At 50.2% G+C, this 24,235-nt stretch carries 17 protein-coding genes and 1 other RNA gene; 6 read left to right on the top strand and 12 right to left on the bottom strand.

The genetic code is table 11. The annotated features are described in order from the left end of the window. Window positions 1-41 precede the first annotated feature (41 nt). The 11 genes from dnaX to LI015_RS15750 all read right to left on the bottom strand — a co-directional run bounded on the left by dnaX (window position 42) and on the right by LI015_RS15750 (window position 16,248). Window positions 42-1,724: a DNA polymerase III subunit gamma/tau gene (gene dnaX / locus LI015_RS15800; protein WP_002565849.1), complete on the bottom strand. Its 1,683-nt coding sequence runs from the start codon at window positions 1,722-1,724 to the stop codon at window positions 42-44. Window positions 1,725-1,801: 77 nt separating this feature from the next. Next, entirely contained in the window at window positions 1,802-2,881 is a 1,080-nt protein-coding gene (locus LI015_RS15795) for a 6-phosphofructokinase (protein ID WP_002565848.1), read from the bottom strand. Between the two features lie 270 nt (window positions 2,882-3,151). Next, an RNA gene (gene ffs, locus LI015_RS15790) (signal recognition particle sRNA large type) lies at window positions 3,152-3,413 on the bottom strand. A gap of 107 nt (window positions 3,414-3,520) precedes the next feature. Next, a complete protein-coding gene (locus LI015_RS15785) occupies window positions 3,521-5,743 on the bottom strand; it encodes an alpha-galactosidase (protein WP_227125627.1) in 2,223 nt (740 codons plus the stop codon). 17 nt (window positions 5,744-5,760) lie between these two features. Continuing rightward, on the bottom strand, window positions 5,761-7,473 hold the full coding sequence (locus LI015_RS15780) for a glycoside hydrolase family 13 protein (RefSeq protein ID WP_227125618.1): 1,713 nt from the start codon (window positions 7,471-7,473) through the stop codon (window positions 5,761-5,763). A 42-nt stretch (window positions 7,474-7,515) separates the two neighbouring features. Beyond that, a complete protein-coding gene (locus LI015_RS15775; RefSeq protein ID WP_227125616.1) occupies window positions 7,516-10,800 on the bottom strand; it encodes an alpha-mannosidase in 3,285 nt (1,094 codons plus the stop codon). A gap of 126 nt (window positions 10,801-10,926) precedes the next feature. Continuing rightward, window positions 10,927-11,769 (bottom strand): carbohydrate ABC transporter permease, encoded by an 843-nt coding sequence (locus LI015_RS15770; protein ID WP_002565844.1) that lies wholly within the window; start codon window positions 11,767-11,769, stop codon window positions 10,927-10,929. A 4-nt stretch (window positions 11,770-11,773) separates the two neighbouring features. After that, window positions 11,774-12,679 (bottom strand): carbohydrate ABC transporter permease, encoded by a 906-nt coding sequence (locus tag LI015_RS15765; RefSeq protein ID WP_002565843.1) that lies wholly within the window; start codon window positions 12,677-12,679, stop codon window positions 11,774-11,776. Window positions 12,680-12,830: 151 nt separating this feature from the next. Beyond that, window positions 12,831-14,225, bottom strand: a complete 1,395-nt coding sequence (locus tag LI015_RS15760; protein ID WP_195632460.1) for an ABC transporter substrate-binding protein — start codon at window positions 14,223-14,225, stop codon at window positions 12,831-12,833. A gap of 61 nt (window positions 14,226-14,286) precedes the next feature. Continuing rightward, entirely contained in the window at window positions 14,287-15,471 is a 1,185-nt protein-coding gene (locus LI015_RS15755; RefSeq protein ID WP_002565841.1) for a trans-sulfuration enzyme family protein, read from the bottom strand. Between the two features lie 93 nt (window positions 15,472-15,564). Beyond that, the gene (locus tag LI015_RS15750) at window positions 15,565-16,248 is read right to left on the bottom strand and encodes a FadR/GntR family transcriptional regulator (protein ID WP_227125614.1); all 684 of its coding nucleotides are present in this window, start codon (window positions 16,246-16,248) and stop codon (window positions 15,565-15,567) included. Between the two features lie 319 nt (window positions 16,249-16,567). Between LI015_RS15750 and LI015_RS15745 the strand changes: the two genes are divergently transcribed. From LI015_RS15745 to LI015_RS15725, 5 genes are all read left to right on the top strand, one after another. Then, window positions 16,568-17,245 carry a Crp/Fnr family transcriptional regulator gene (locus LI015_RS15745; protein ID WP_007036342.1) on the top strand — a complete coding sequence of 226 codons (678 nt, stop codon included), beginning with the start codon at window positions 16,568-16,570 and terminating at the stop codon, window positions 17,243-17,245. 275 nt (window positions 17,246-17,520) lie between these two features. Continuing rightward, the gene (locus tag LI015_RS15740; protein WP_227125612.1) at window positions 17,521-18,927 is read left to right on the top strand and encodes a YfcC family protein; all 1,407 of its coding nucleotides are present in this window, start codon (window positions 17,521-17,523) and stop codon (window positions 18,925-18,927) included. Window positions 18,928-18,964: 37 nt separating this feature from the next. Then, window positions 18,965-20,155, top strand: coding sequence for a M20 metallopeptidase family protein (locus tag LI015_RS15735; RefSeq protein WP_227125610.1), 1,191 nt, complete (start codon window positions 18,965-18,967; stop codon window positions 20,153-20,155). Between the two features lie 18 nt (window positions 20,156-20,173). Further along, window positions 20,174-21,091: a dihydrodipicolinate synthase family protein gene (locus LI015_RS15730; protein ID WP_002565836.1), complete on the top strand. Its 918-nt coding sequence runs from the start codon at window positions 20,174-20,176 to the stop codon at window positions 21,089-21,091. Between the two features lie 16 nt (window positions 21,092-21,107). Further along, the gene (locus LI015_RS15725) at window positions 21,108-22,463 is read left to right on the top strand and encodes an FAD-dependent oxidoreductase (protein WP_227125607.1); all 1,356 of its coding nucleotides are present in this window, start codon (window positions 21,108-21,110) and stop codon (window positions 22,461-22,463) included. An 83-nt stretch (window positions 22,464-22,546) separates the two neighbouring features. On the opposite strand, the gene tadA is transcribed toward LI015_RS15725, so the two are convergent. Then, window positions 22,547-23,311 carry a tRNA adenosine(34) deaminase TadA gene (tadA, locus tag LI015_RS15720; RefSeq protein ID WP_227125605.1) on the bottom strand — a complete coding sequence of 255 codons (765 nt, stop codon included), beginning with the start codon at window positions 23,309-23,311 and terminating at the stop codon, window positions 22,547-22,549. A gap of 94 nt (window positions 23,312-23,405) precedes the next feature. On the opposite strand from tadA, the gene LI015_RS15715 reads away from it, so the two are divergent. Beyond that, on the top strand, window positions 23,406-24,104 hold the full coding sequence (locus LI015_RS15715) for an anaerobic ribonucleoside-triphosphate reductase activating protein (protein WP_002570793.1): 699 nt from the start codon (window positions 23,406-23,408) through the stop codon (window positions 24,102-24,104). Window positions 24,105-24,235: the final 131 nt, after the last annotated feature.

Below are 24,235 nucleotides of genomic sequence, written 5' to 3'. Positions count from 1 at the left end.
GTGTATTATCCTCCTATTATTTCCGCTTATTCATCTTTATATTATTCATCTTCATATGTAATATCCATATGAATCTTTTCTTCCAATTCTTCCTGGGTCACATAAATCGTATTAAGGCGCTCCCCACGGCCGGCCAACCTTGTCTTAAAGTAAATGGACCTGCCGAAATTAGCTTCCACATAGCGCTCCAGTTCCCCTATCACAGTGGGCCGCTTACCCATATCGTAGTTCATGGGATCCATAAACACGATGGTCAGGCAGCCTTCTCCCCCAGGCTCCACCACAGTGTCCCGCAGATACGACCTGGCGCCGCCTCCCATGCTGCGGACTATCTTGGCCCATTCGTTTCTCACCAGCTTCAGGTCTTCCAGCTGGGCCTGGGGAAGAGCCACCTTTTCGGGTGCAGCCCCGGGATCTGCCTGAAGTCCCGGAGCATACGGCGCAGCTGCCTGGGGTACTGTTCCCCCATCCGCCCCCGGTCCGGCTCCGGTCCGGGGCGCCTGTCCGGCAGGCGCGCTGCCTGCCTCCTGATAAACAGCTGCCATGGGGATGGCCATGCGCCCTGCCTCCAAATCCTCCATCTGGGCTTCCAGATCTCCCAACCGCTGCAGGATGGCATCCAGGTTTGGCTCCATGGAAGGACGCGTCAGCTTGATAAGCGCCACTTCCACCAGCACCCGCTTCTGGCTGGCATAGCGCAGCTGGTTGGACAATTCGGAAAAGATACGGATATACCGCATCAGCGTGGTTCCGTCTGTCTTGCCCGCATCGCTTCTCAGCTGCTTTAAATTCTCCTCCGACATATCCACCAGACCCTCTGCGTCGTCCGCGCTCTGGATTAAAAGAAGGTTTCTCATATACCATATAAAATCGGTGACAAACTGGCCCAGTTCACGGCCCTGAATCACAATCTCCTCCAGGCTGCATATGCAGTCTTTTGTCCTTCCCTCCACAATAGCGCCGAACATCTGGCTGAACACACCGGAATCCACTGCCCCCAACACCTCCAGGGCATTGTCATAGGTCAGCACCTTCCCGTAATGAAAAGCCACACACTGGTCCAAAAGGCTTAAGGCATCCCTGAGGGAACCGTCGGCCGCCTTTGCCACATAGAGAAGCGCCTTGTCCTCCACCTGTATCTGCTCTGCCTGAGTCAGCTCCCTCAGGCGGTTTGCTATGGTCTCTAAGGATATGCGTTTAAAATCATAGCGCTGGCAGCGGGACAGAATCGTAATGGGAATCTTATGCACTTCGGTGGTGGCCAGTATGAAAATCACATAGGAGGGAGGTTCCTCCAGTGTTTTTAACAGAGCGTTAAAGGCGCCTATGGAAAGCATATGGACCTCGTCAATAATATAGACCCTGTAGCGTCCCTCTGTGGGAGGATACTGCACCTGTTCCCTTATATCACGTATGTTCTCCACACCGTTGTTGGACGCGGCATCTATTTCCACCACGTTCATGGAGGAACCCGACTGAATGGACCTGCAGGTGGGACACTCATTGCAGGGACTCCCGTCCACCGGATGTTCGCAGTTCACTGCCCTGGCAAATATCTTGGCTATACTGGTCTTACCTGTTCCCCTGGTACCGCAGAACAGGTAAGCATGGCCGATTCGCTCCGACGTTATTTGGTTTTTCAGTGTCTGCACAATCGGGTCCTGGCCTTTTACATCCTCAAAGGAAACCGGACGCCATTTGCGGTATAACGCCGTATATGACATATTAGGCAACTCCTGTTATTCTATCTTGTTTATATAAATTTATTTCTAAAATAACCTTTATTTTGATTATCATGCTGTTATTCATCGCCAAAGCTGATGCCCACCATCTTGGCTTCCTTAATCATGGAACACTCCGGGTCCACCGTCTTAAGTCTTCCTGCAACCTCGGAGAGAGGCACCTGGGTGATGTCGTTGTTTTTCACCGCCACCATGTAGCCATACTGCTCCTGGGCAATCAGCCTGGCTGCCGCAGCGCCCAGCCTGGTGGCCAGCACGCGGTCATAGGAGCATGGCTCACCGCCTCGCTGCATATGGCCGGGAACCGTAACCCTAACCTCGCTGCCGATGACTTCCTGTATCTTGGCCCCGATTTCATAGGCCACAGACGGATATACCACTCCGCTTTTCTTCTTTTCCTTCAGTTCCTTCTTGCTCATCTTGGCATCTTCCCTGGAAATGGCGCCTTCGGCCACTGCCAGGATGGAGAAGCGCTTGCCTGCCTTGGACCGCTTGGTCAGGGCATCGCACACAATATTGATATCATATGGTATCTCTGGAAGAAGTATAATGTCCGCCCCGCCTGCAAGACCTGCATACAGGGTCAGCCAGCCCACCTTATGTCCCATGACCTCCACGATGAACACCCGCCCGTGGGACGCAGCCGTGGTATGGATACAGTCAATGGCATTGGTGGCAACATCCACCGCGCTCTGGAACCCAAATGTCATATCCGTTCCCCACAGGTCATTGTCAATGGTCTTGGGAAGGGATACCACGTTAAGTCCTTCTTCGCTTAGCATGTTGGCTGTTTTCTGGCTGCCGTTCCCGCCCAGCACGACAAGGCAGCTGAGCTTCAGCTTTTTGTAGGTGTGCTTCATGGCCTCCACCTTATCCAGTCCATTCTCATCAGGAGTGCGCATGAGCTTGAAAGGCTGGCGAGAAGTTCCGAGAATGGTACCGCCCTGGGTGAGAATCCCTGAGAAATCTGATGATTTCATGATCTGATAGTCTGCATACATAAGTCCTTTATATCCGTCTTCAAATCCAATTATTTCCACGTCATCAAACATGTTATATAAGGACTTTGCCACACCTCTCATAGTGGCATTCAGTGCCTGGCAGTCTCCGCCGCTGGTCAGCATCCCAATCCTTCTCATATTGCACTTCCTCCTTATAGAGTTTCTTCACTTTCTGTTATGTTTCCTGGGAATGGTTCTATTATACCCATTTTGTAATTATAACGCAAAGGTGTTATCGGGGCAAGTATAAATTCGGCCAACCGGGCAGCCTCATGCAGGCCAACCGGCCAGCCGCAGAATCCGGGCAGCTGGCCGGCTCCGGGGAAACGCGCCGTGCAGAAATACAAATGGGACATAAATCCGGTGATACAGTGACGTATCCTCAGATTTATATCCCATTTTTAAATTCCACGCACCTTGCTTTGTGCTGCTGCCACGAACGTTACTCATGCAGTTAACTCAATCCAGGCTGCCTCACGGCACACGGGAGATTCCGCTTAGTGCTGCTGCATTCCTGCCCTGACACGGTTCACGGATTCCCGTTGCGTAAGACCCAGACGTCAACGCCACTTACACAAGGCAGCTTCGCAGCAAACAGCCCGAGGCAAGGTATCACCCCTGCTGGAGCGGATTGCAGGTACAGGGCACCGCTATCTCCCCGGCTGCGTGGAAACTTTATGACATATTAGGCCGTACATACGCAGATGTATCAGCAAATGCCTGCATGGATATCTGCTGAAAACTGCCTGTTAAGTATAACCTGCCCGGAGGTTTTTGTCAAGGCTGTGCCTCCACCAAAAATAACCGGGACAGATAATCTCCCTGGGGCACCGGACTGGTCCGTACGCCGCTGGCCCCATCCGAAAGAATCAGCCCTGCACTCATTAGTTCATCCCCGTACGAGGTATAGTCCATTCCGCTGACCCGGTACATGGTACCCGGATTCAGTCCCTTTAGCACCAGCCGCTTAAAACCGGTATTCACAGGCTGCAGGAACCGGAAATAAGCTGCAATGGCCCTGTTTTCGTCTTCCGATACCACAATCCAGGCAGCCTCATTTCCCTCAAAGGGACTTATAAGCCGGTAGAACCTTCCCTGCTGAATCAGTTTCCTGTGTTCCTTCATGAACCGTATCTGTTCCTTTACCTGGTACTGCTCCTCCTCTGTAAGCAGGTTCAGATCCAGTTCATACCCAAAGGTACCAAAAAAGGCCGCCGCTGCCCTGGAAGCCAGGGGAACATTCCTCTGGGTCTGGTGGTTGGGTATGGCGGAAACATGGCTTCCCATGGAGCTGACCGGATATACCAGGCTGGTTCCGTACTGGATTTTCACGCGCTCCACCCCGTCTGTGTCATCGGAAACCCAGCCCTGGGGAGCGTAATACAGGATGCCCGGGTCAAACCTGGCGCCGCCGCTGGCGCAGGATTCAAACAGAACATGGGGGAAATCCCTGGTGAGCCGCTCATACAGTTTATAGACTCCCAGTATCTGCCTGTGGTACACGGTTCCCTGGTACCGCGCATCCCGGCCCGCTGAAAACAGGTCGGAAATACTACGGTTCATATCCCACTTCACATAAGACACACCGCCGTCCCCCAGTATCTCCTCCATTCTGTCCCCTATGTATTCCACCACCTGGTCCTTTGAAAAATCCAGCACATACTGGTGTCTCCCCGTACACACCGGCCGGTCCGTACTCCCTAACATCCAATCCGGGTGGGCGCGGTAAAGACAGCTGTCCCTGCTGACCATCTCAGGCTCGAACCACAGGCCGAATTTCATTCCCATGTCCCTGATTTTACCTGCCAGCCCTGTTATCCCATCGGGCAGCTTATGCAGGTTGGGATACCAGTCCCCCAGGGAAGTGGTGTCATCGTCCCGCTTTCCAAACCACCCGTCATCCAGCACGAACAGCTCTATGCCCAGCTCCCTTGCCTTGTCTGCAATGGAGAGAATCTTTTCCTCGTCAAAATCCATGTATGTGGCTTCCCAGTTATTAATCAGGATGGGCCTTTCCCTGTCCCTCCAATACCCCCTGGCAAGCCTGGTCCTGTAGAGCTGGTGGAACGCCTGACTCATGCCGTTTAAGCCGTCCCCTGAATATACCATCACTGCCTCGGGCGTCTGGAATTCCTCCCCCGGACAAAGGGGCCAGTCAAATCCCTCCGGATGGATTCCCATGGTCACCCGGACCGTATCCATGGTATCCACCTCTGCCTGGGCCAGGAAATTACCGCTGTATACAAGGCTGATGCCTATTACCTCACCGCTGTCCTCCCCGGCATCAGGCCGTTTCAGGCAGATGAACGGATTGAACTGGTGGCTGCTGTGTCCCCTCATGCTGTGTATGCTCTGAACTCCCCGGTGAAGTCCATGGCAGTCCACATAGCGTTCCCTGCACCAGGCCCCGGTCAAATCAACCATCTGGTAACGCGGATCCGGCAGGTCCAGACTCAGGCTCATGGCCCGCTCCAGGCAGACCGGCTCCGGACCGCGGCAGATAAACCGGGCGCTGCGGGTAAGCACAGGCATGTTTTCATAGATTGTATAGAGAAGCACCAGTTCCATACCTGCCACAGGATCCTCCAGATATAGCTCCAGTGTCTGTGCCTCCTCATCCTGCTCCACATAAACGGCAGGCAGGCCCGGCAATTCCGGTTTTCCCCCTTGGATGGTGTGGCTTTTGTATACAAAACAGCTGACCCTGCTTCCATTTTCCCTTCTGATTCCATAAGCCGGATACCGCATATCCCCGGTTCCAAAGGCCGGATATTCCTGTCTGATATGCTCCAGTGAAAATGTGGTGTCATCCTCATAGACACAGGGCGCCATATCCCTGTGCGCAAACTCCAGCAGATGGCCGAAGCTCTCCCTGTGCCGCAGCCGTTTCCCATAGTAGAGCTGCCCCATCTGACCGTTGGGAAGGCATGTCATGATATAACTGATTTTATCGTTGTACAGATGGAACTGCCTTGATTTTTCTTCGTATATAATGCCCATATAGAATCCTCCAGCAATTATTGCGTAAGCACAATGGCTTCATAGGGTCTGAGGCAGATATCCTCCTCTTCATGCAGGGCCGGGCCGTTTCCCCGGAACGTGCCGTTCTGGTCCGGGTAATTGCCGATAAGTACGTTATCTGTTCCCAGGTCCCGGCAGGAAAGACCGCAACTCTGTGTCTGGTCCGTAAAATTGCACAGTACCGTCAGGCGCTCATCCCCCAGTGTTCTTTCATATGCATAAACGGACCCGCTTTCCTCCAGCAGCAGCCGGTAAGTCCCATACACCAGGATGTCCATGGTATGCCTTAACTTTATCAGCTGCTTATAGAAGGACAGGACGGAATCACCGCGTCCGGCCTGCTCCCTTGCATTGAGCCAGGTATAATTGGGATTTACCCCAAGCCAGGGCGTCCCCTCTGTGAATCCTGCCTGGGCCGTATCATCCCACTGCATGGGCGTCCTTGCATTGTCCCGTCCCATATGGTTGATGTAGCGTATCATCTCCTCATGGGAAATGCGCCCGCTGCCCACCATTTCACGGTATACATTATGAATTTCTATATCCTGGAAGTCCTCTATGCTGCTGCCCTGAAAATTGGTCATTCCCAATTCCTGTCCCTGGTAAATATAGGGCGTCCCCTTCATCATATAGAGACAGACTGCCAGCATTTTGGCGGACAGTTCCCAGAACACGGGGCTGTCATTGCCAAAGCGGGACACCGCCCTGGGATAATCGTGATTCTCCCAAAACAGGCTGTTCCAGGCCTTTCCCTCCAGTTCTGTCTGCCACCTGTTCAGCACTTCCTTCAGCTCTCTCAGACAGACCGGGTTGTCATTCCATTTTCCAAATGGCCCGGGATTCAGTTCCACATGTTCAAAATGGAACATCATGTTCAGCTCATGGGACTCATATCCCGCATACTGCACTGCCTCCCTGGTTCCCACACCTACGCCCTCTCCCACGCTCATCCAGTCAAACCGGGACAGGACCTCCCGGTTCATCTCCTGTAAGAATTCATGTATTCTGGGGCCATTGGCATAATAGGGCAGACCGTCGCCATAGGGATTTCCCTCTTTCAACACCCCGTCTGGAAAGCGCTGGTCCTTGGACAGCATGGATATCACATCCATTCTGAAACCGTCAATCCCCTTGTCTCCCCACCAGGCCATCATATCATATATTTCCTGCCGTACCCGGGGATTTTCCCAGTTCAGGTCAGGCTGCTTCCTGGAATAAATATGAAGGTAATACATGCCGGTCCCTTCATCGTATTCCCAGGCCGGCCCGCGGAAGCGGGATGCCCAGTTATTGGGCGGGCCTCCGCTGACAGGAGCCTTCCATATATAGTAATCCCTGTAGGGATTATCAGGAGAACGGCGGCTCTTTACAAACCAGGCGTGTTCATCCGATGTATGGTTCACAACCAGGTCCATTACCAGCTTCATCCCTTTTTCATGTATCTCTGCCAGAAGCCTGTCGAAGTCCTCCATGGTGCCGAACACATCCATGACAGCCCTATAATCGCTGATATCATAACCATTGTCATCCCCCGGCGACTGATACACCGGGGAGAGCCATATTACATCAATTCCCAGCTCCTTAAGGTAATCCAGGCGGCTCCTGATACCGTTCAGGTCGCCGATGCCGTCACCGTTGCTGTCCTGGAAGCTTCTGGGGTAAATCTGATACACCACGCATTCTTTCCACCATGCCCTCTGTTCTTCCATGTGAATCCTCCCTTACATTCCGATTCCTGATTATCCGGGACCTTACGCACGGACGGGACAGATGCGGTATGTCTTAATCTCATAGGGTTTTATGAAATCCTTAAACCTGTATCCATCTGTCTCAATGGGCCTCAGTGGCCTTTCCAGCAAATCACATTCCTCCACCCGGGAAATTTCAAATCCAAGTTTTACCGTCATGGGCGTCCTTGTATTGCGGTTTTCATAGATACGCAGGATATATCCATTCCCATTCTCCGCCTTTTTCATCATTTCCACAAAACAGTCCGGCTGGTCCACGGACACCATGCTCCAGAACCCTCCTGCTCCTTTGGCGGGCACCAGGGCGGATACCAGGGGCGAATTCAGGTCATAGGCCATTTCCACGGTTCTGGCTTCCTGCCACCTTCCCTTGTGGGGATAAATGGAATAGGTAAATTCATGGATGCCTATATCCGCGTTCTCATTGGGATAGGTCCCTGATTTAATCAGGGTCAGCCCCATTTCCCCGTCCTTGATGCTGTGTCCGTATTTACAGTCGTTAAGCAGGCTGAGTCCCAGGCCGTTTTCCGACAGATCCGCCCATTTATGGGCACATACCTCAAATTTGGCCGTATCCCAGCTGTGGTTGCTGGTGGTCTCCCGCTCCACATTGCCGAACTGTATCTCATAGGCAGCCTTGGTGGCGTTAATCCGGGCCGGGAAATAAACCCTCAGCAGAACATGATGATCTCTCCAGTCTGCCCGGGTCACAAAGTCGATTCTGGGCAGATTGGGGTAGAACACGATATCCTGCTCCACAAGGGAGCCCGCAAACCGGTGAGAGATGGACACCACCGTCCGCACCGGCCCCCACTCCTTTAAAACCGGCGCTGTCACATGGTCTGCATTGTATGGCTTTCTCTGATAAAACATATCCACATCCCAATTGTCCCAGTTCATGGGGCGGTCCTCAAAGGTCAGGAGCTGGTTTCCCACACGCCCCTCTTTTAACAGCTGGCAGCCTGTCCCCTTTTCAACCAGGGAAACAAGCTCCATCTTATCATTAAACGCAGCCCTGTACCAGTCATTTTCAAAGAAGCCGGGCCATGGGCGCGGGCATTCTGCGTCAAATCCGGATGGTTCCGGGTCAGGCCCGGGGTGTTCTGCGGCGAGCACAGGATGTTCTTTGGCAGACCCGGACGTTCCCTGGTTCACACTATCCTCTGCCCCCACAAGGCTATACACAGCATAACCGCAGGAAGGAATCCCCTTTGCGTGGAATATAAGCGTATCCTCCCCCACATACTGGACCGGAGCCCTGTATCCCAGGCAGTCGCAGGCATATGCCGCCTCCCCCCGGGCCACACCAGACACTGTTACCGTGTCCTCCCGCTCATATCCCTGTGTATTGAAAACAATAATCTTATGTTCTTCCGGTTTTTGTTCTTCCGGCTCCTCCCGGCTGGTATCCTTATCCTGACCGCAGATCCTGCTTCCCATGCCTTCTGCCAGATGAAGGGCTGTCTCTGCGCCGGATTTAAGTATTTCCTCATATTCCCGGTCCGTCTGTTCATAGACAGGCCCGATGGCGCTTCCGGGAATAATGTCATGGAACTGGTTTAACAGGATGATATCCCACCCCCTTTTTATGACGCCGGCAGGATATTCCAAACCCTTAAGCTCCGCCATGACTCCCAGAGTCTCCAGCTGTTCGTACATCTGCTCGCTTTTCCGGTTATAGCGTTTGTTTTTTCCCATAGAGGTCAGCGTACCCCTGTGGTACTCAAAGTAAAGCTCCCCATCCCATACCGGCATGTCCGGTCTGGACCCAATGTCGTGATGAATCCGGTCAAAAAAGGTCCGTTCATTTTCCTGGACCAGTCTGGGAATGCCCGGAAGCCCGTACTGCAGACGCTTTGCCTCCTCTAACATTTCCTTTGTGGGTCCGCCTCCCCCATCGCCAAATCCAAAGAGCATTAACGTGTCCTCTGTCAGATCCCTGTTCTGGAACCGCTTGAAGGTTCCCAGCGTCATATTGGGATTGACAATGCCCGTGTATGTGGTGGTGTTCCTGGTGTCGGTAAATGACACATTTAACCCCAGAGTCTTATCAAAGTCGCAGGCAGTAGGCATGAATACAAACACCCTGCTGCCGTCGATTCCCTTCCACATGAAGGTATCGTTGGGCAGCTGGTTAAACTGGTTCCAGGCAATCTTAGTTGTCAGGAAATAGGGAATTCCGCACTTTTTCAGTATCTGCGGTATGGCGGCGGAATAGCCAAATACATCCGGCAGCCACAGACACCTGCTGGAAATGCCGAATTCCTCCTGGAAAAACTGCTCTCCCTTTATGATTTGACGCACCAGTGATTCCCCTGCGGGCAGGTTGCAGTCCGACTCCAGCCACATGGCGCCGTCTGTCTCCCATCGCCCTTCCCTGACCCGCTCCCGGATGCGCTCATAAAGTTCTGGTTCCTGTTCCTTTACAAACTGGTACAGAATGGGCTGGCTGGACATGAATTTGTAATCCGGGTACCGGTCCATCAGCTCCAGTACCGTGGAAAAGCTCCGCACAGCCTTCTCCCTGGTTTGTTCCACGGTCCACAGCCACGCAATGTCAATGTGGGTATGGCCGATTGCGCTTACCACAGGCGAGGCTGCATTCACCTTCTGGTAAAATTCCTTTTCCACGATTCTCTCCATCTCCTCTATGGATTGGTAGAACCGGGATGAATACGGCTCCCTCAAATCCAGGGCATCGGCAGCCGGCCCCAGCTTTACCAGAATCCGCCTGTAATTTTCCTCATCCGGTTTTTTAAGAAGCCTGGCTGCCTGTACCGGCACCAGAAAATCATAGTAAGCTTTTTCCACCGCGTCATCCACCCGGACCAGCTCCGTGCGGATTATCAGGTCTCCCGGCACGCTGCCGCTGTAGGCCAGAATGGCAATATCATACCGCTCTCCTGCTTTGGCCCCGGAACTTATTAAAATTTCCCTGTGGTTTACATCTACTCCCTGGACAATGTTTCCGTTCAGATAAAACAGCATCTGGGGATTGGTGGCATCCCACTGTCCTTCCCTTCCCGTGGTGATCAGGAATTCCACATGGGCCCCGTCCAGATGTGGCGGTATCTCAACCGTTGTCCTGTACCACCTGTGGCTGTCCAGACACGCCCATGGTTCTTCTATGAAACAGTCCTCCCAATCCAGGGTGCTGCACCAGGGACTGCCTTTTTCCTTTCCTTCCATCCGCTTATAACAGCTGACCGGAATCCTCACCGGCCTGCGAAGCCGGTCCAGATCCTCCGCCAGACGCTCCATCCGCTCCAGTTCAAATAATATGCTCATCTTCTTCCTCCTTATCCCGGACCAAATCATCTGTGTCCTTATGTTACCACGGAAAAAGCCGGGGCCGGCGGACAAATTTGATATCTGTCCGCCGGCCCCGGCCGGTTCCTATGCAGGACAGCACGCTTAACCTTTAACCGAACCCGCCGTAAGCCCTTCTATCATATATTTCTGGGCAAAGGCAAATAGACACATGGTAGGTACCAGGGACATGATGGTTCCTGCTGCCATCTCGCCCCATTTGATATCATATTTAAGAATCAGGCCGTTAAGTCCCACCGGTATGGTCTTGAACTTATCCACATCTATAAACATGACAGCCATAAAAAGTTCATTCCAAGAGTTGATAAACGCAAAAATAAATGTTGCCGCTATACCGGGCATAATAACCGGCACCACCACCTTAAACAATGCCTTAAAATAGCCGCATCCGTCTATCCAGGCAGCCTCCTCCAGGGATTTTGGCACGCTGTCAAAAAAGCCGCACAATGTCACCACGGAGAAGGGAATCATCATATTCGTGTAGAGCATGGCCAGGCTGCGCAGGTCGTTGAGCATCTTCGCCTTTGCCAGAAGCTGGTATAAGGGCGCCAGCATGATAAACATGGGAATCATCTGGGTGACCAGGAAAAACAGCAGAAGTACGTTCTTAAACCGGAAATGGAACCTGCTTATGACATAACTGGCCAGTATGGCAATAAACACCGCACAGGTGGCTGCCACTGCCGAGGAGAAAAAGGAGTTAAGCATATACCGGCCGAAATTCCCCTTCCACAGCATGGCCACATAGTTGACCGCGGACGCAGGATTGGGCAGATACCGTACCGGAAACGCATAGATTTCCCCCTGGGACCCTTTTAAGGATGTGAGAAGCATCCACACAAAGGGAAACATGGTCAGCACAAGGAAACATGCCAGTACCAAATATTTTAACAGGCTTTTAAGCCTTCTCTTAGTTTTCATTGTCATGATATCATGCCTCCTCGTCCGTATACTTGGTGGCAACCAGATAAATGGCTGCAAATACAATGAGGAACAGGATACACAGCACGCCCACCGCTGACGCCAGGCCGTAATCCAGACTCTGGACCAGCTGCATCATGTAGGACGTAATGATGTTGGAGGACCCCGCAGGCCCGCCCTGGGTCATGGAGTAAATCAAATCCGGGAAATTGAAGATCCAGATAACCCGCAGCAGAACCGTCAAAAGCAGCACGGAACGAATACAGGGCACCGTGATGTTGGTAAACTTCTGGTACGGGCTGGCGCCGTCCACATCCGCTGCTTCATACAGGTCTTCCGACACGCCTCTTAAGGCTGCCGTAATCATAATAGTAAAAAATGGAATTCCGTACCATATATTGGCTATGATACAGGAGTAAAGGGCCGTGTTCTTGCTGGCCAGCCATCCCACCGGCTGGCTGATTAAATGTATCCTCATGAGCAGGTCATTGATAACCCCTGAGGTTCCGTTGAACATCCAGCGCCACATGATGCCGATAATAAATCCCGAAACAGCCCATGGAAAGAAAATCAGCCCCTGATAAAGGCTGGAACCCTTAAATTTCTTCTTCAGAAGCAATGCCATGGCAAATCCCACCGTAAACTGGACAAACAGGGAGATTCCCACCCATTTAACCGTGTTGAGCATGGTGGAATAGAAGGTATTGCTGGTGTTGTGGGCAAACAGCTTACTGAAATTTTCCAGACCCACCCACTTGATATTCTTGACATTCATCAGATTGTAGCTCTGGAATGCCATCAGGGACCCCTTTATCATCGGATAGTAGGTAAATATCATGGGAAACAGTATGGCAGGAAGAACCATGATAAAGATAAACCGGGCTCTCCTCATTTTTAATTTCGACGTTTGTTTCATGCCATCCCCTCCTTGCCGGCTGCGTGTGCCGGCTTCCCCGGCACGGCGCGCACAGCTCTGTATCCGGAGGGTGCCGGGAGCAGGTCCCCCGCTCCCGGCACCCTCCGGTTCTTACTGCTTGTGTTTCATTCGTTCTCTGGTCAATCCGGCCTTACCACTTCTGGCCCTCATCCTTGTAAGCCTGGGTCCAGAACTCATCTAACCACTGCAACAGCTCATCATCCGTGATTTCATCCGTCAGGTATTTCTGGTACATGGTATCAACCTCTGTCTTGTAGGTTGCAAATGCCTCGTACATCTGCGGATATGCAGCATGACGGTATACATCCGGCTCCTTTGCCATATCCATATACATTGCAAAACGTCCCTCGGAGAAATAAGGATCCTTTTCAGCAGCGTTGTTGTGAATCGGGATTGTGGAGTAGTTCTTGGCAAAGTATGTGTTATTCTCGGAATTAGATAAGTACAGCAGGAAATCCGCGGTCTCATCCGGATGTTCTGTAAAGGATGTCATACCCCAGCCTGCGAAGCCGTTGGGGAATACTGCCTGGCCGGACGGTCCCTTGGGGAATGGAACCAGCGCCCACTGGTCATCCTGCATGTCTGCGGAACAGGTAGCGATTACTTCCGGATCCTGAATCAGCATGGCTGTGGTACCGCCCACAAAGCCCTGAACCATCTCTGAGAATCCCCACGCAATGGAGTCCGTGGGACAGGTGTTCTTAAACAGGTCTTTGTAGAAATGCAGCGCCTCCTTTACCTCGGGCAGTGTAAAGATAGTAGCTCCGTCCCCATCCTTTAAGAAGTAAGCCGCATTGGGATCTGCCACCTTATCCGTACCAATCCAGCTCCAGTAAATGGTATCCGCATACTGATAGCCGCTGGGGCCGCCGCGGAAGGAGTAGCCGAATCTGCTGTTAGCCGGGTCTGTGATGGCAAGGCCTGCATCATAGATGTCCTGCCATGTCTCCGGCTGGTCAAGCCCTTTCTCCTCAAACCAGTCTGCGCGGTAGAACAGTCCTCTCTGATAGAATCCGTAAGGAATCAGGTAAGCGCCTCCCTTGAGATAATGAATTACCTCGTCAGCCGATTCAGTCAGGGTGCCCTTCTCATCCCACGCGTCAATGTACTTCTGAAGATCGGCAATCCATTCATTGGTGGCATACTGGGTCACAGTGGAATCACGCACCTCCACGATGTCTGCGCCGCTGCCGTTCATAAGCATCTGGGTAATCTTGGCATCTGCATTCTCCAGCGGCGGGGAAATAATGTCAATGGTAATATTTGAGTGCTCAGCCTGATACTTGTCCGCAATCTCCCTCAGAACAGCTGTCCTCTCAGGGCTGGTAAGGGACTCCACCAGGGTGATGGTGACGGCTTCACCGGATTCTGCCTTCTGGCTGTCCGCCTCTTTTTTGCCTGTGTCTGCCGCCGTGGCCGCCCCGCTGTCTGCTGCTTTTGTGGCATCTGGAGCAGCACTGCCGCCTCCGCATCCTGTCAGCATCACTGCCGCCAATGCCATTGCTGCTAATTGTTTCTTCTTCATCTGTTCTCCTCCTTTTTACTGCTTGATTTTCACTGCTTCTTGTTGCTGTTCCTCTATGCTTCTATATCTTAGCAAGAGCTGATTCCAAATCTGAAATCAAGGCCTCTGTACCTTCCAGTCCGCAATGGATGCGGATAACATTCTGACCTGCCCCCAGTACCCGGCATGTCTCCTCATCCAGTCTGGCGTGAGGCAGGAACACAAGGCTCTCAAACCCGCCCCATGATACGCCTATCTTAAATATCTTAAGGCTCTCTGCCACCTTGATTGCATCCTCTGTGGTTCCGTGAATCTCAAAGCTCATAAGCCCGGTGTTGCCAGTCTGCTGCTGCTTCATCAGATCATACTGGGGATGAGAGGGGAGTCCGGGGTAATTCACCCTTTGTACCTTTGGATGGGCCTCCAGGAATTTTGCCACCTCCATGGCTGCGGCCTGGTGCGCCGCCAGCCTGACCTCCATGGTCCGCAGGCCCCTTATCATGAGCCATGCCTCCATAGGGCCCACGATTCCGCCCAAAAGTTCCCTGTTGGCCGTCAGCTTCTTCATGAGCTCCTGGTCCTTTACCGCCAGCATACCTCCGATGATATCGCTGTGTCCGCCAATGTACTTGGATGTGGTGTGCATCACGATATCCGCCCCCATATCCAGGGGCTGCTGGTAGATCGGGGTACAGAACGTATTGTCTATGTATACCAGCGCCTGGTGTTTCCTGGCAATGCGGGACACGGCCCGTATGTCCTGAAGGGAAAACAGCACAGAGGACGGGCTCTCCAACACAATCAGGTCCGTGGCATCTGTCACAGCCTCCTCAAATTCCTCCACCCTGTCACCGGTCACATACGTAAGGGTAATGTCCAAGTGCTCCGTACAGTATTTGCTGAGGAAATCCTTTAAAGGCCCGTATGCATTGTGAAGGCATACCACATGGCTGCCTGCCTTGCAGGCTGTAAGGACTGCCGTGGTGGCAGCCGCCATACCGGACGCAAAAGCCAGGGCTCCCACGCCGTGCTCCAGAGCCGCTATCTTGTCCTCCAGTATGCGCACCGTAGGATTCTGCACCCTCCCATAGCAATATTTGTGCTTGTCTGTCCGGTCAAAGTCATAATAATCCTCAAGCGTCTCAAATACATTGAGGGAATTCATGAATACCGGGGGAACGATAGCATTGTAATAATGCTCGTACTCTTCTCCATAATGGGCCGTGATTAGCTTTGTACTTTTTAGGTACTCATTCTGATTTGTCATATTGTTACCTCTCTCCTCCCTGGCTATTTGTAAAAAATATACAATCCTATATGCTATATGCTATAATATAGGTTGGGATATACTTATAAAGTATCAGCGTTGATTCCGAATATCTCTGTACACAGCATCCAAAAGTTTTTCATTGATCGCCTGTGCTTTTTTGACATTCTTTTCGCACATTGCATTATAAAGCTCCTCATGAAGAGGAAGGCTTTCTAAAAACGGGTCCTCCATGTTCAAAGGAAATTCCCAGAACTTATCCATGACACCGCTGATGGACAGAATCAGCTGATACATAACCTGGTTATGGGACAAACGGTAAATGGTATAGTGGAACTTCTTATCCTCTGCTGTCTGCTGCTCTCCCCGGCGGAACTTTGCCATCAGCACCCTTGTTATGGCTCCCAGTTCTTCTAACTCCTCCCGGGTTGCGGAATGGATCACCATGCGCAGTATCTCCCGCTCTAATATCTTGCGTACCTCCAGGGTGTCCAGGAGAAGCTCCTTCTCCTTGGCAAAATCAATCAGTCTCAAAAGGTCATTGACCTCCTGGCTTCCCACATAGATACCCTTTCCGTTCTTAGCTTCCAGCACATTCCTGGCTTCCAGCGTCTTCATGGCTTCCCTGAGGGACGTCCTGCTGACCCCCATCATCTCTATCAGTTTTTCCTGTGAGGGAAGGCGGTCGCCGGGTTTTAAACCATTTTCCTGGATGTAATTCTGTATATATCGGATTATCTCTGACTGAAGAGATGTACGCTGTATTTTACTGTTCATTCTGCTCACTCTCATGATGTTTTTTGTTCAAGTTTATAATATTAACCTTACCACGTATGGCATGTATTGTCAATAATGGATTATATCTTCGTGTTGTTTCCTAATTATATATGCATATTATACAACTCCATTTTCCTGTCCGTTTTAAAACACTGTCAGAATTTTGCATGATGGGCCGGCGGCCCGTGATGAGCCGGCCCAAAAAGAACCCCCTTTACAGGTGAACAGTGCTTGTGCTATAATTTACAGCAATTAGTTCTTTTATAAACTCACGAATCGCAGCTTCTATAGGGATATGCCATTATTATACTTGGAGTGAATGGAGATGCAGTTGGATAATTCTAGTTTTACTCTGCCAAATAAAAGAAACGCGGTATTAGAACGGCTCATTGAATGTCATGGAGAAACATGTGTATATCCTGCAAGAAAGATATTTCTGACACCAGGCCAAACACTTCAAGGGGTATATTATATCATCACAGGCAGAACACGCCATTACATGATTGGAACAGACGGAACCGAGAAGATACTGTATACGCTTTCTGACGGGTGGTTTTACGGCGAAACACCGCTGTCGCTTCGGGAGTCAACCGGATTATTTTCTCAGGCAGAAGTGGAAACCCGTGTCCGTATTATTCCCTATCAGGATTATGAGATACTGCTTGATACTAATAAGGTTTTCCGTGAAGCCATTCTTGAGAGTTATTCAAAAAAAATGTTAATTATGCGCCATGAAATTGAGAGCCTGGCTTTTAATTCCTGTAAAGATCGCTTAAAACGCTTATTCTGTTCCACAGCTGATACGTCCTGTCTGTTAGAAAACAAGTGGTATAATCTGAAGGTACATTACACACAGCAGGAGTTGAGCGCAATTATCGGCAGCTCCAGAATCACAATCAGCAAAACCATAAAGGAATTATGCAACGAGGATTTTATTCGTATTTTGAACCGGAATACACAGATTAATGCTGCTGCATATAATAAGGTGATGCAGTAGTAAATCTGTCGAACTTTTATAAATATTTTGTATAGTAAATGTAAAAATATATCAAATTATACATCAAAAGACTCATGTACTTTTTCATGAGTCTTTTTTGTGTGAACTGTTTTTAAATCAATGTACAAAAAGATGCATTTTATATGTTTTTTCATTGTAACTTAGGAAGCAGTAACATTACTAAATGTATGCTAGAATTATTTCCATAATTATTTGACAGAAAGGTGGGTAGAATTAATAATTTCAAAAATCAGTTGACAATAGGAGGAAATGGTATGAAAGAAGGCAATAAAAGATCATGGTTCCCGAACGTATATACAATCTTGTTTTTGTTAGCAATTGTATCGGCCATTTTAACATGGATTGTCCCCGCGGGAAGCTATGAGCGTGTGACAGAAGAAAATGTAACAAAGGTTGTAGCCGGCACTTATCATGTGATTGGTCAGAATCCTCAGGGGCCATGGGAAATCTTTCAGGCCCTGGTAACAGGTTTTAAAAATCAGTCCAGCCTTATTTATATGATTTTGTTTGTAGGCGCAGCTGTTTACATGATTACAGAAACAAAAGCAATTGACACAATTTTTATGAAACTGGCAAAGGCCGTAAAGGGCAGAGAAGAAATAGCTATTTTCTGTGTTATGTTTTTCATGTCCATGGGCGGTGCCACAGGTGTGTTCGGAAACGCAACCCTTGTTTTGATTCCCATTGGAATTTTCCTGTCACAGGCCATGGGATTTGATAAGACCCTGGGATTTTTCATGATTTTCTTCGGACAGTTCGCTGGTTTCAATGTGGGCTGGGCAAATGCGGGCGTATTGGGCGTGGCGCAGGCAATCGCAGAGGTACCGCTGTTTTCCGGTTTTAGCGCCAGGGTAATTTTCCATATCGTAAACTTTACATTGAGTTATGCGTTCGTTATCTTCTATCTTCACCAGATCAAAAAAGACCCCTGCAAAAGCCTGAACTATGAGCAGGGCCTGAAAGCAAATGATATCATGGGCTATCAGGACGGCGAGTTAGGCGATGCCCCTGTAACAAAGGTTCAGGTGCTGTCTATGCTGTGTATGGTGGCAGGTCTGGCTGCGGTTGTAATCGGCGCATTGAAGTTTAAATGGGGCGCGGACAAAATTTCTGCAACATTTCTGGTGGTTTGCCTCCTGATCGGATGTGTAAGCTGTAAGGATATAAACGTGGGTTTCAACCGTTTCATTAAAGGCTGCGCAAGTACGGTAGGCGCTGCTTTCATCGTAGGCTTTGCAAATTGCCTGACTGTCCTCATGAGCAACGGCATGATTCTGGATACAATCGTATATTGGCTGGCAAAGCCAATCAGCCACATGGGTGCTGTCTTAGGCGCCGGCTTCATGTTCCTTGCCAATGCTCTTATTAACTTTTTCATTTCTTCTGGTTCCGGCCAGGCTGCAGCTGTTATGCCAATCATGGTTCCAATCGCAGATTTAACGGGTATTACAAGACAGGTTGCTGTACAGGCCTTCCAGTTTGGAGACGGATTTACAAACTGTGTCATTCCTACCATCGGTACCTTGATGGGAGGTCTTGGTTTTGCAGGTATTTCTTATGGAAAATACTTAAAGAAGGCAATGCCTCTTATTCTTGTTCAGATTACGCTGGCGTTCTTTACACTCATGTTTTTACAGAGCATAGGCTGGACCGGACTTTAAGTATTGAAGATACGAAGGCAGCAAGAAGGAGAATCACATGACAATACATGAATTAGTAGCTTCACTAGAACCTGAAATTAATGCAGTCCGCCAGCAAATCCACGAAAATCCCGAGCTGGGCCTTAAAGAATATAATACAAGCGCTCTCATAGAAAAAGAACTGCGTGAAAAAACTCATGTTGACAGAATCGAGCACATCGGTGAAACCGGACTTCTGGTGGAAATAAAGGGAACGAAACCGGGCACCGCCCACTGCATCGCACTTCGCGGAGACATGGACGCCCTCCCCATAAAAGAAGACGAGAGCCACGAACTGCGGAGCAAGACAGACGGCATAATGCATGCCTGCGGACATGATGTACACACATCCATCCTGTTGGGAGCAGTGAGAGTTCTGGAGCATTACAGGAATCAGATTGCCGGATCCATTCTGTTCTTTTTTCAGCCGTCAGAGGAAACGCTGCAAGGCGGAAAACTGTTTGCTGAAAGCCCCAAAATAGACTTCCATACCATTGACGGTGTGGCTGCCCTGCATGTAACACCTGACTTATGTGCCGGAAAAATCGGGGTACGCTATGGCGCAATTCTTGGAAGTTCAGACGAACTCACCATTACCGTAAAAGGAAAGGGCGGTCATGGGGCCCATCCTGACACAGTTATCGACCCCATCCTGTTAGCTGCCCAGATCGTACAGGCACTGCAGATGCTGGTTTCCCGTGAACTTGCGGCAGACGAATCCGGTGTTGTCTCCCTCTGCTCCATCCAGGGCGGAAATGCATTTAACATCATACCTGATTCCGTTGTATTAAAGGGTACCATCCGTGCCCTGGACCCAAAAGTCCGGGAGCATATACTAAAAAGAATCCCGGAAATATGCAAGGGTATAGCCGCTGCCGGACGCGGTGATGCAGAGGTGAACATCAAACTGGGGCCTCCTCCACTGGTCAGCGACAGCCAATGGGTCGATCGGGTAAAACGCTGCGGCAGCAAACTTCTAGGTCATGAGAATGTAATCGAACTGGCTCATCCAAGTATGGGCGCCGAGGATTTTGCATTTGTAATGGAGAAGGCACCTGGGGTTTTCGTTAGGTTTGGTTCGCGAAGCGAAGGCGGTCCTTATGGCGGGCTCCACAGCCCCCACTTTTACTGTGACCGGAAAGCTCTCACCACAGGTATCCTGACACTTGCTGGTATTGCTTTGGATTTCTTTGATGTGGATTTTGAATAATAAAAAAGGAGATAAGCAATGGTCCAATTACACGGCTCATGGGTAGCAATGCCTACCCCATTTACAGAGGATGACAGAATTGATTTTAAGGGCTTTGAAACCCTGATTGACCGTCAAATAAAGTATGGAACTTCACAAATTTTTATTCTTGGTTCAGCAGGAGAGGTAACCCTGCTTACATTGGAAGAGAAAAAAGCCATTGTACATGAAGTGATTAAGATTGTAAACGGAAGAATTCCTGTATTTTTCAGCGCAGCGTCCATGACCACGCAGGCAAGCGTAGATTTTGCCAGGTATTGTGAACAGGAGGGGGCTGACGGGGTCATTTTTACGGTTCCGCCCTATGTTTTAATTAACCAGACAGCCGCTTTTATTCATATGGATACCTGTATGAGCTCGGTAAGCATACCCTGCGGTATCTATAACAATCCTTCCAGACTCGGCGTTCAGATTATGCCGGAAACAATTAAAAAGCTGTCCGACGCACATCCGAATTTTGTAGTGGATAAGGAAGCCCTTCCAAATGTGGAGCAGCTGGTTCAGGTACAGCGCCTCTGCCAGGGCAAAGTTAAGATTATGTGCTGCGATTTCCCGAAATATTCGATTGTACTTCCAACCCTGGCTGTAGGCGGAACCGGAACAGCCAATATCGGCGGTAACATTATTCCGGAGGAAGCGGCATTGTATTCCCGCCCCTGGACGGATATGAACATCATTGAGGAATGCAGAGAGAATTATTTTAAATGGTTTCCTCTTCTTCAGGCGCTGTACACGTTCTCTAATCCGGTTGTGATTAAAGCGGCTTTAAATATTCTCGGCCTTCCGGGAGGACATCTGAGAAAACCTTACCAGGATTATGCCGGAACCAAATTAAAGGATCTTGAAAATTTGATGGGTGAAATGGGTGTCATTGACAAATATGGAGTAAAGAATTAAAAACCGGAGGTTCAACATGGCAGAGAAACTGATTGTTATAGGAGGGACCGCTGCCGGCCTGAGCGCGGCATCCAGAGCCCGCAAAGAAAAACCTGACATGGAGATTCAAGTCTTTGAAAAATCCGGATTTGTCAGCTATGGAGCCTGCGGTCTTCCCTATTTTGTAGGAGGACTCATTCATGATATCAATGACTTGGTGGCAATCAATGCGGAATCATTAAAAAACAGGCGGAATATATCCGCCTGGATACACCATGAGGTGCTTCTCATTGACCCGGAAAAAAAGGAGGTCTCTGTAAAAAATCTGGATACAGACCAGGTCAGCATACATTCTTATGATAAACTGGTGATTGCCACAGGCGCAGTACCAGTGGTGCCTCCTATTCCCGGAATTCACTCGGATGGGGTATATTATCTGAGGAACATGGAAGACGGCATCCGCCTGAAAGCTGCCGCAAGAGAACATGGGCGGGTCTGCATCATCGGCGGCGGAGCTATCGGACTTGAGGCCGCCGAGGAGCTAAGAAACGCCGGGCTTTCAGTATCCGTTTATGAGCAGTTTCCAAGGCTCCTTCCATTTTTAGACAACGCCTTTTCCCAGGCCCTGGAGGATACGCTTATAAAGCACGGCATAAACGTACGCACAGGCACACAGATAGCCGAAATCCTTTCTGAAAACGGAAAAGCCAGCGGAATCCGAACCGCTTTTGGAGAGATCGAACCATCCGATATAATCCTTGTATCAGCTGGTGTAAAACCGGTCGGCGCACTGGCAGAGCAAGCCGGACTTGCGCTGGGGCTAAAGGGCGGAATTATCGTAGATGACGAGATGCGTACAAGTCACAAGGATATCTGGGCCTGCGGAGACTGCGTGCAGATGAAGAACAGGATTACAGGAAAACCAGCTTACGTCCCCCTGGGCACAACCGCCAACAAGCAGGGGCGCATTGCAGGCGGTAACGTGGCAGGCAGACATGATACATTTAAGGGAATATTGGGTTCCATGGTCACAAAAGTGTTTGAGCTCTTTATCGCCGCAACCGGCCTGTCTAAGGAGCAGGCAGCCGGAGAGGGCTATGACGCCATATCGGTCAGCATTACGAAGGCAGACCGCGCTTCCTACTATCCTGGGGGCCGCGATAATCACATCTGCCTGATCGTTGATAAAAAAACAGGCCGCCTTCTGGGCGCCCAGGGCATCGGAAGCGAAAGTATCGCCGGAAGAATTAATGTGTTGGCAACTGCAATTACTTGCGGTATGACAGTGGAAGAGATAAATGAGTTAGACTTGGTTTACGCTCCTCCTGCAGCCCCTGTTTATGATCCCATCCTCATCGCAGCAAACCAGGCAATGAAAAAAATCACAGAATAAATAGTAATGGTTCAGGACGGCACTCCTTATCCGGTTTTTTGGTTCAGGGAGATATGCCGTCCTGCACGCTTATAATAAGAAAATTATTTTTTGCGTTCACGCAGGCTCTGGAAGAAGTCCGACATCAGCTTGGAACACTCCTGCTCAAGCACCCCCTCGGTCACCTCCGCCTGATGATTAAAGCCCGGCACATGGAGCATGTCCAGCACAGACCCAGCACAGCCGGCCTTGGGGTTCATGCAGCCCACTGCAATCCGGGGTATGCGCGCCTGCACAATCGCCCCTGCGCACATGGGGCATGGCTCCAGCGTTACATACATGGTGCAGTCCTCCAAACGCCAGTCTCCTATTTTTTTGCATGCCTTTTTAATGGAAATAATTTCGGCATGGGACAGCACACTTTTATCCGCATTACGCCGGTTATATCCCCTGGCAATAATCTTATCCCCGCAAACAATCACGCAACCAATGGGCACGTCTCCGATGGCGGCCGCCTTTTGGGCCTGTCGAAGCGCCTCCCTCATAAATCCCTCATCCTTCTGCCTCTGCCTCAATCGCTGCTCCTCTGCCGCAAGAGCTACAAGGCGCTGCTTCTCCATTCTCTTTTCATAATTTCTGCGCCGTGTTTCCTGCCCCTTTAAACGGGCTGCTTCTGTTTCCTGTTCCTTTAAACGGGCTGCTTCCATTTCTGCTGCTTCTCTGTTGCGGTTTTCCCGGTTTGGCATTAGGGGTTCCTGGCTTGTTTCTACGGTTTTCTGATTTAATTCTATTCTTTTCTGATTTGACGCCATATTTTCCTGTTTTAATGCCATATTTTCCTCTCCTATATCAGATGGCCCTTTTGCCATGAATTGATTCCTCTTTTTTTAAAGCTTTATGTATGTTATACTTTTTTATTATATAGAATAAACCAAAATTTGAAAAGGGACAGGTTAAAAGGCCATGAAAATATGCGGACTGCAAAAGACTACGCTGCTGGACTTTCCGGGCAGAGTGGCCGCAACTATATTTACAGGAGGATGTAATTTCCGGTGTCCATTCTGCCATAACAGCGGGCTTCTGGGTTCAGACGCAGAAGAATATGAATGCCAGGAGGATATTCTGGCATTCCTGGAAAAACGCAAACGGGTACTGGAAGGTGTTTGTATCACCGGAGGAGAGCCCACCCTGCAGCCGGACCTGGAGGAGTTCATACGGAAGGTGCGGAGCCTGGGACTGGCAGTGAAGCTGGATACCAATGGTTACATGCCTGGAATATTAAAAGATTTGTGCACCAAAGGGCTTTTGGATTGTGTGGCAATGGACATTAAAGCCGGGCGGAATCACTATGAAGAAGCAGCCGGAGTTTCCGGCCTTTCCATGGAACGGATAGATGAGAGCATCGAATTTCTGCTGTCAGGCAGCATCCCCTATGAATTCCGGACAACCGTTGTCCGCGGTATTCACACCTCTGATGATTTCAGACAGATTGGACCGTGGATTAAGGGGTGTCCGGATTACTACCTGCAGTGCTTCACGGAGTCCGGGGAAGTACTTGTTCCCGGACTCTATTCAGACTTTTCAAAAGATGAAATGATGGCATTCGCTGATTTGGTGCGCCCCTATGTGGGGCAGGTTTCCCTGAGGGGAATTGATTACTAGAGCGTGCTTTGTCCTGAGGATGCAGGGAGGGTCATACCTCCGGCGGATTCCTTATGGCAGACAGCTGGAATGAATTTTCAAACGCGTCCTAAGCAAATTAACGGATTCCCGCAAAGTTTAGTACAGTGTTA

This window comes from Enterocloster sp. 210928-DFI.2.20 (assembly GCF_020554465.1).
In the GTDB taxonomy this organism is placed as follows: Bacteria; Bacillota; Clostridia; order Lachnospirales; family Lachnospiraceae; genus Enterocloster; species Enterocloster bolteae.
The sequence above is the reverse complement of the archived record's forward strand: the minus strand, read 5'-3'. Positions and strand labels throughout refer to the sequence as shown.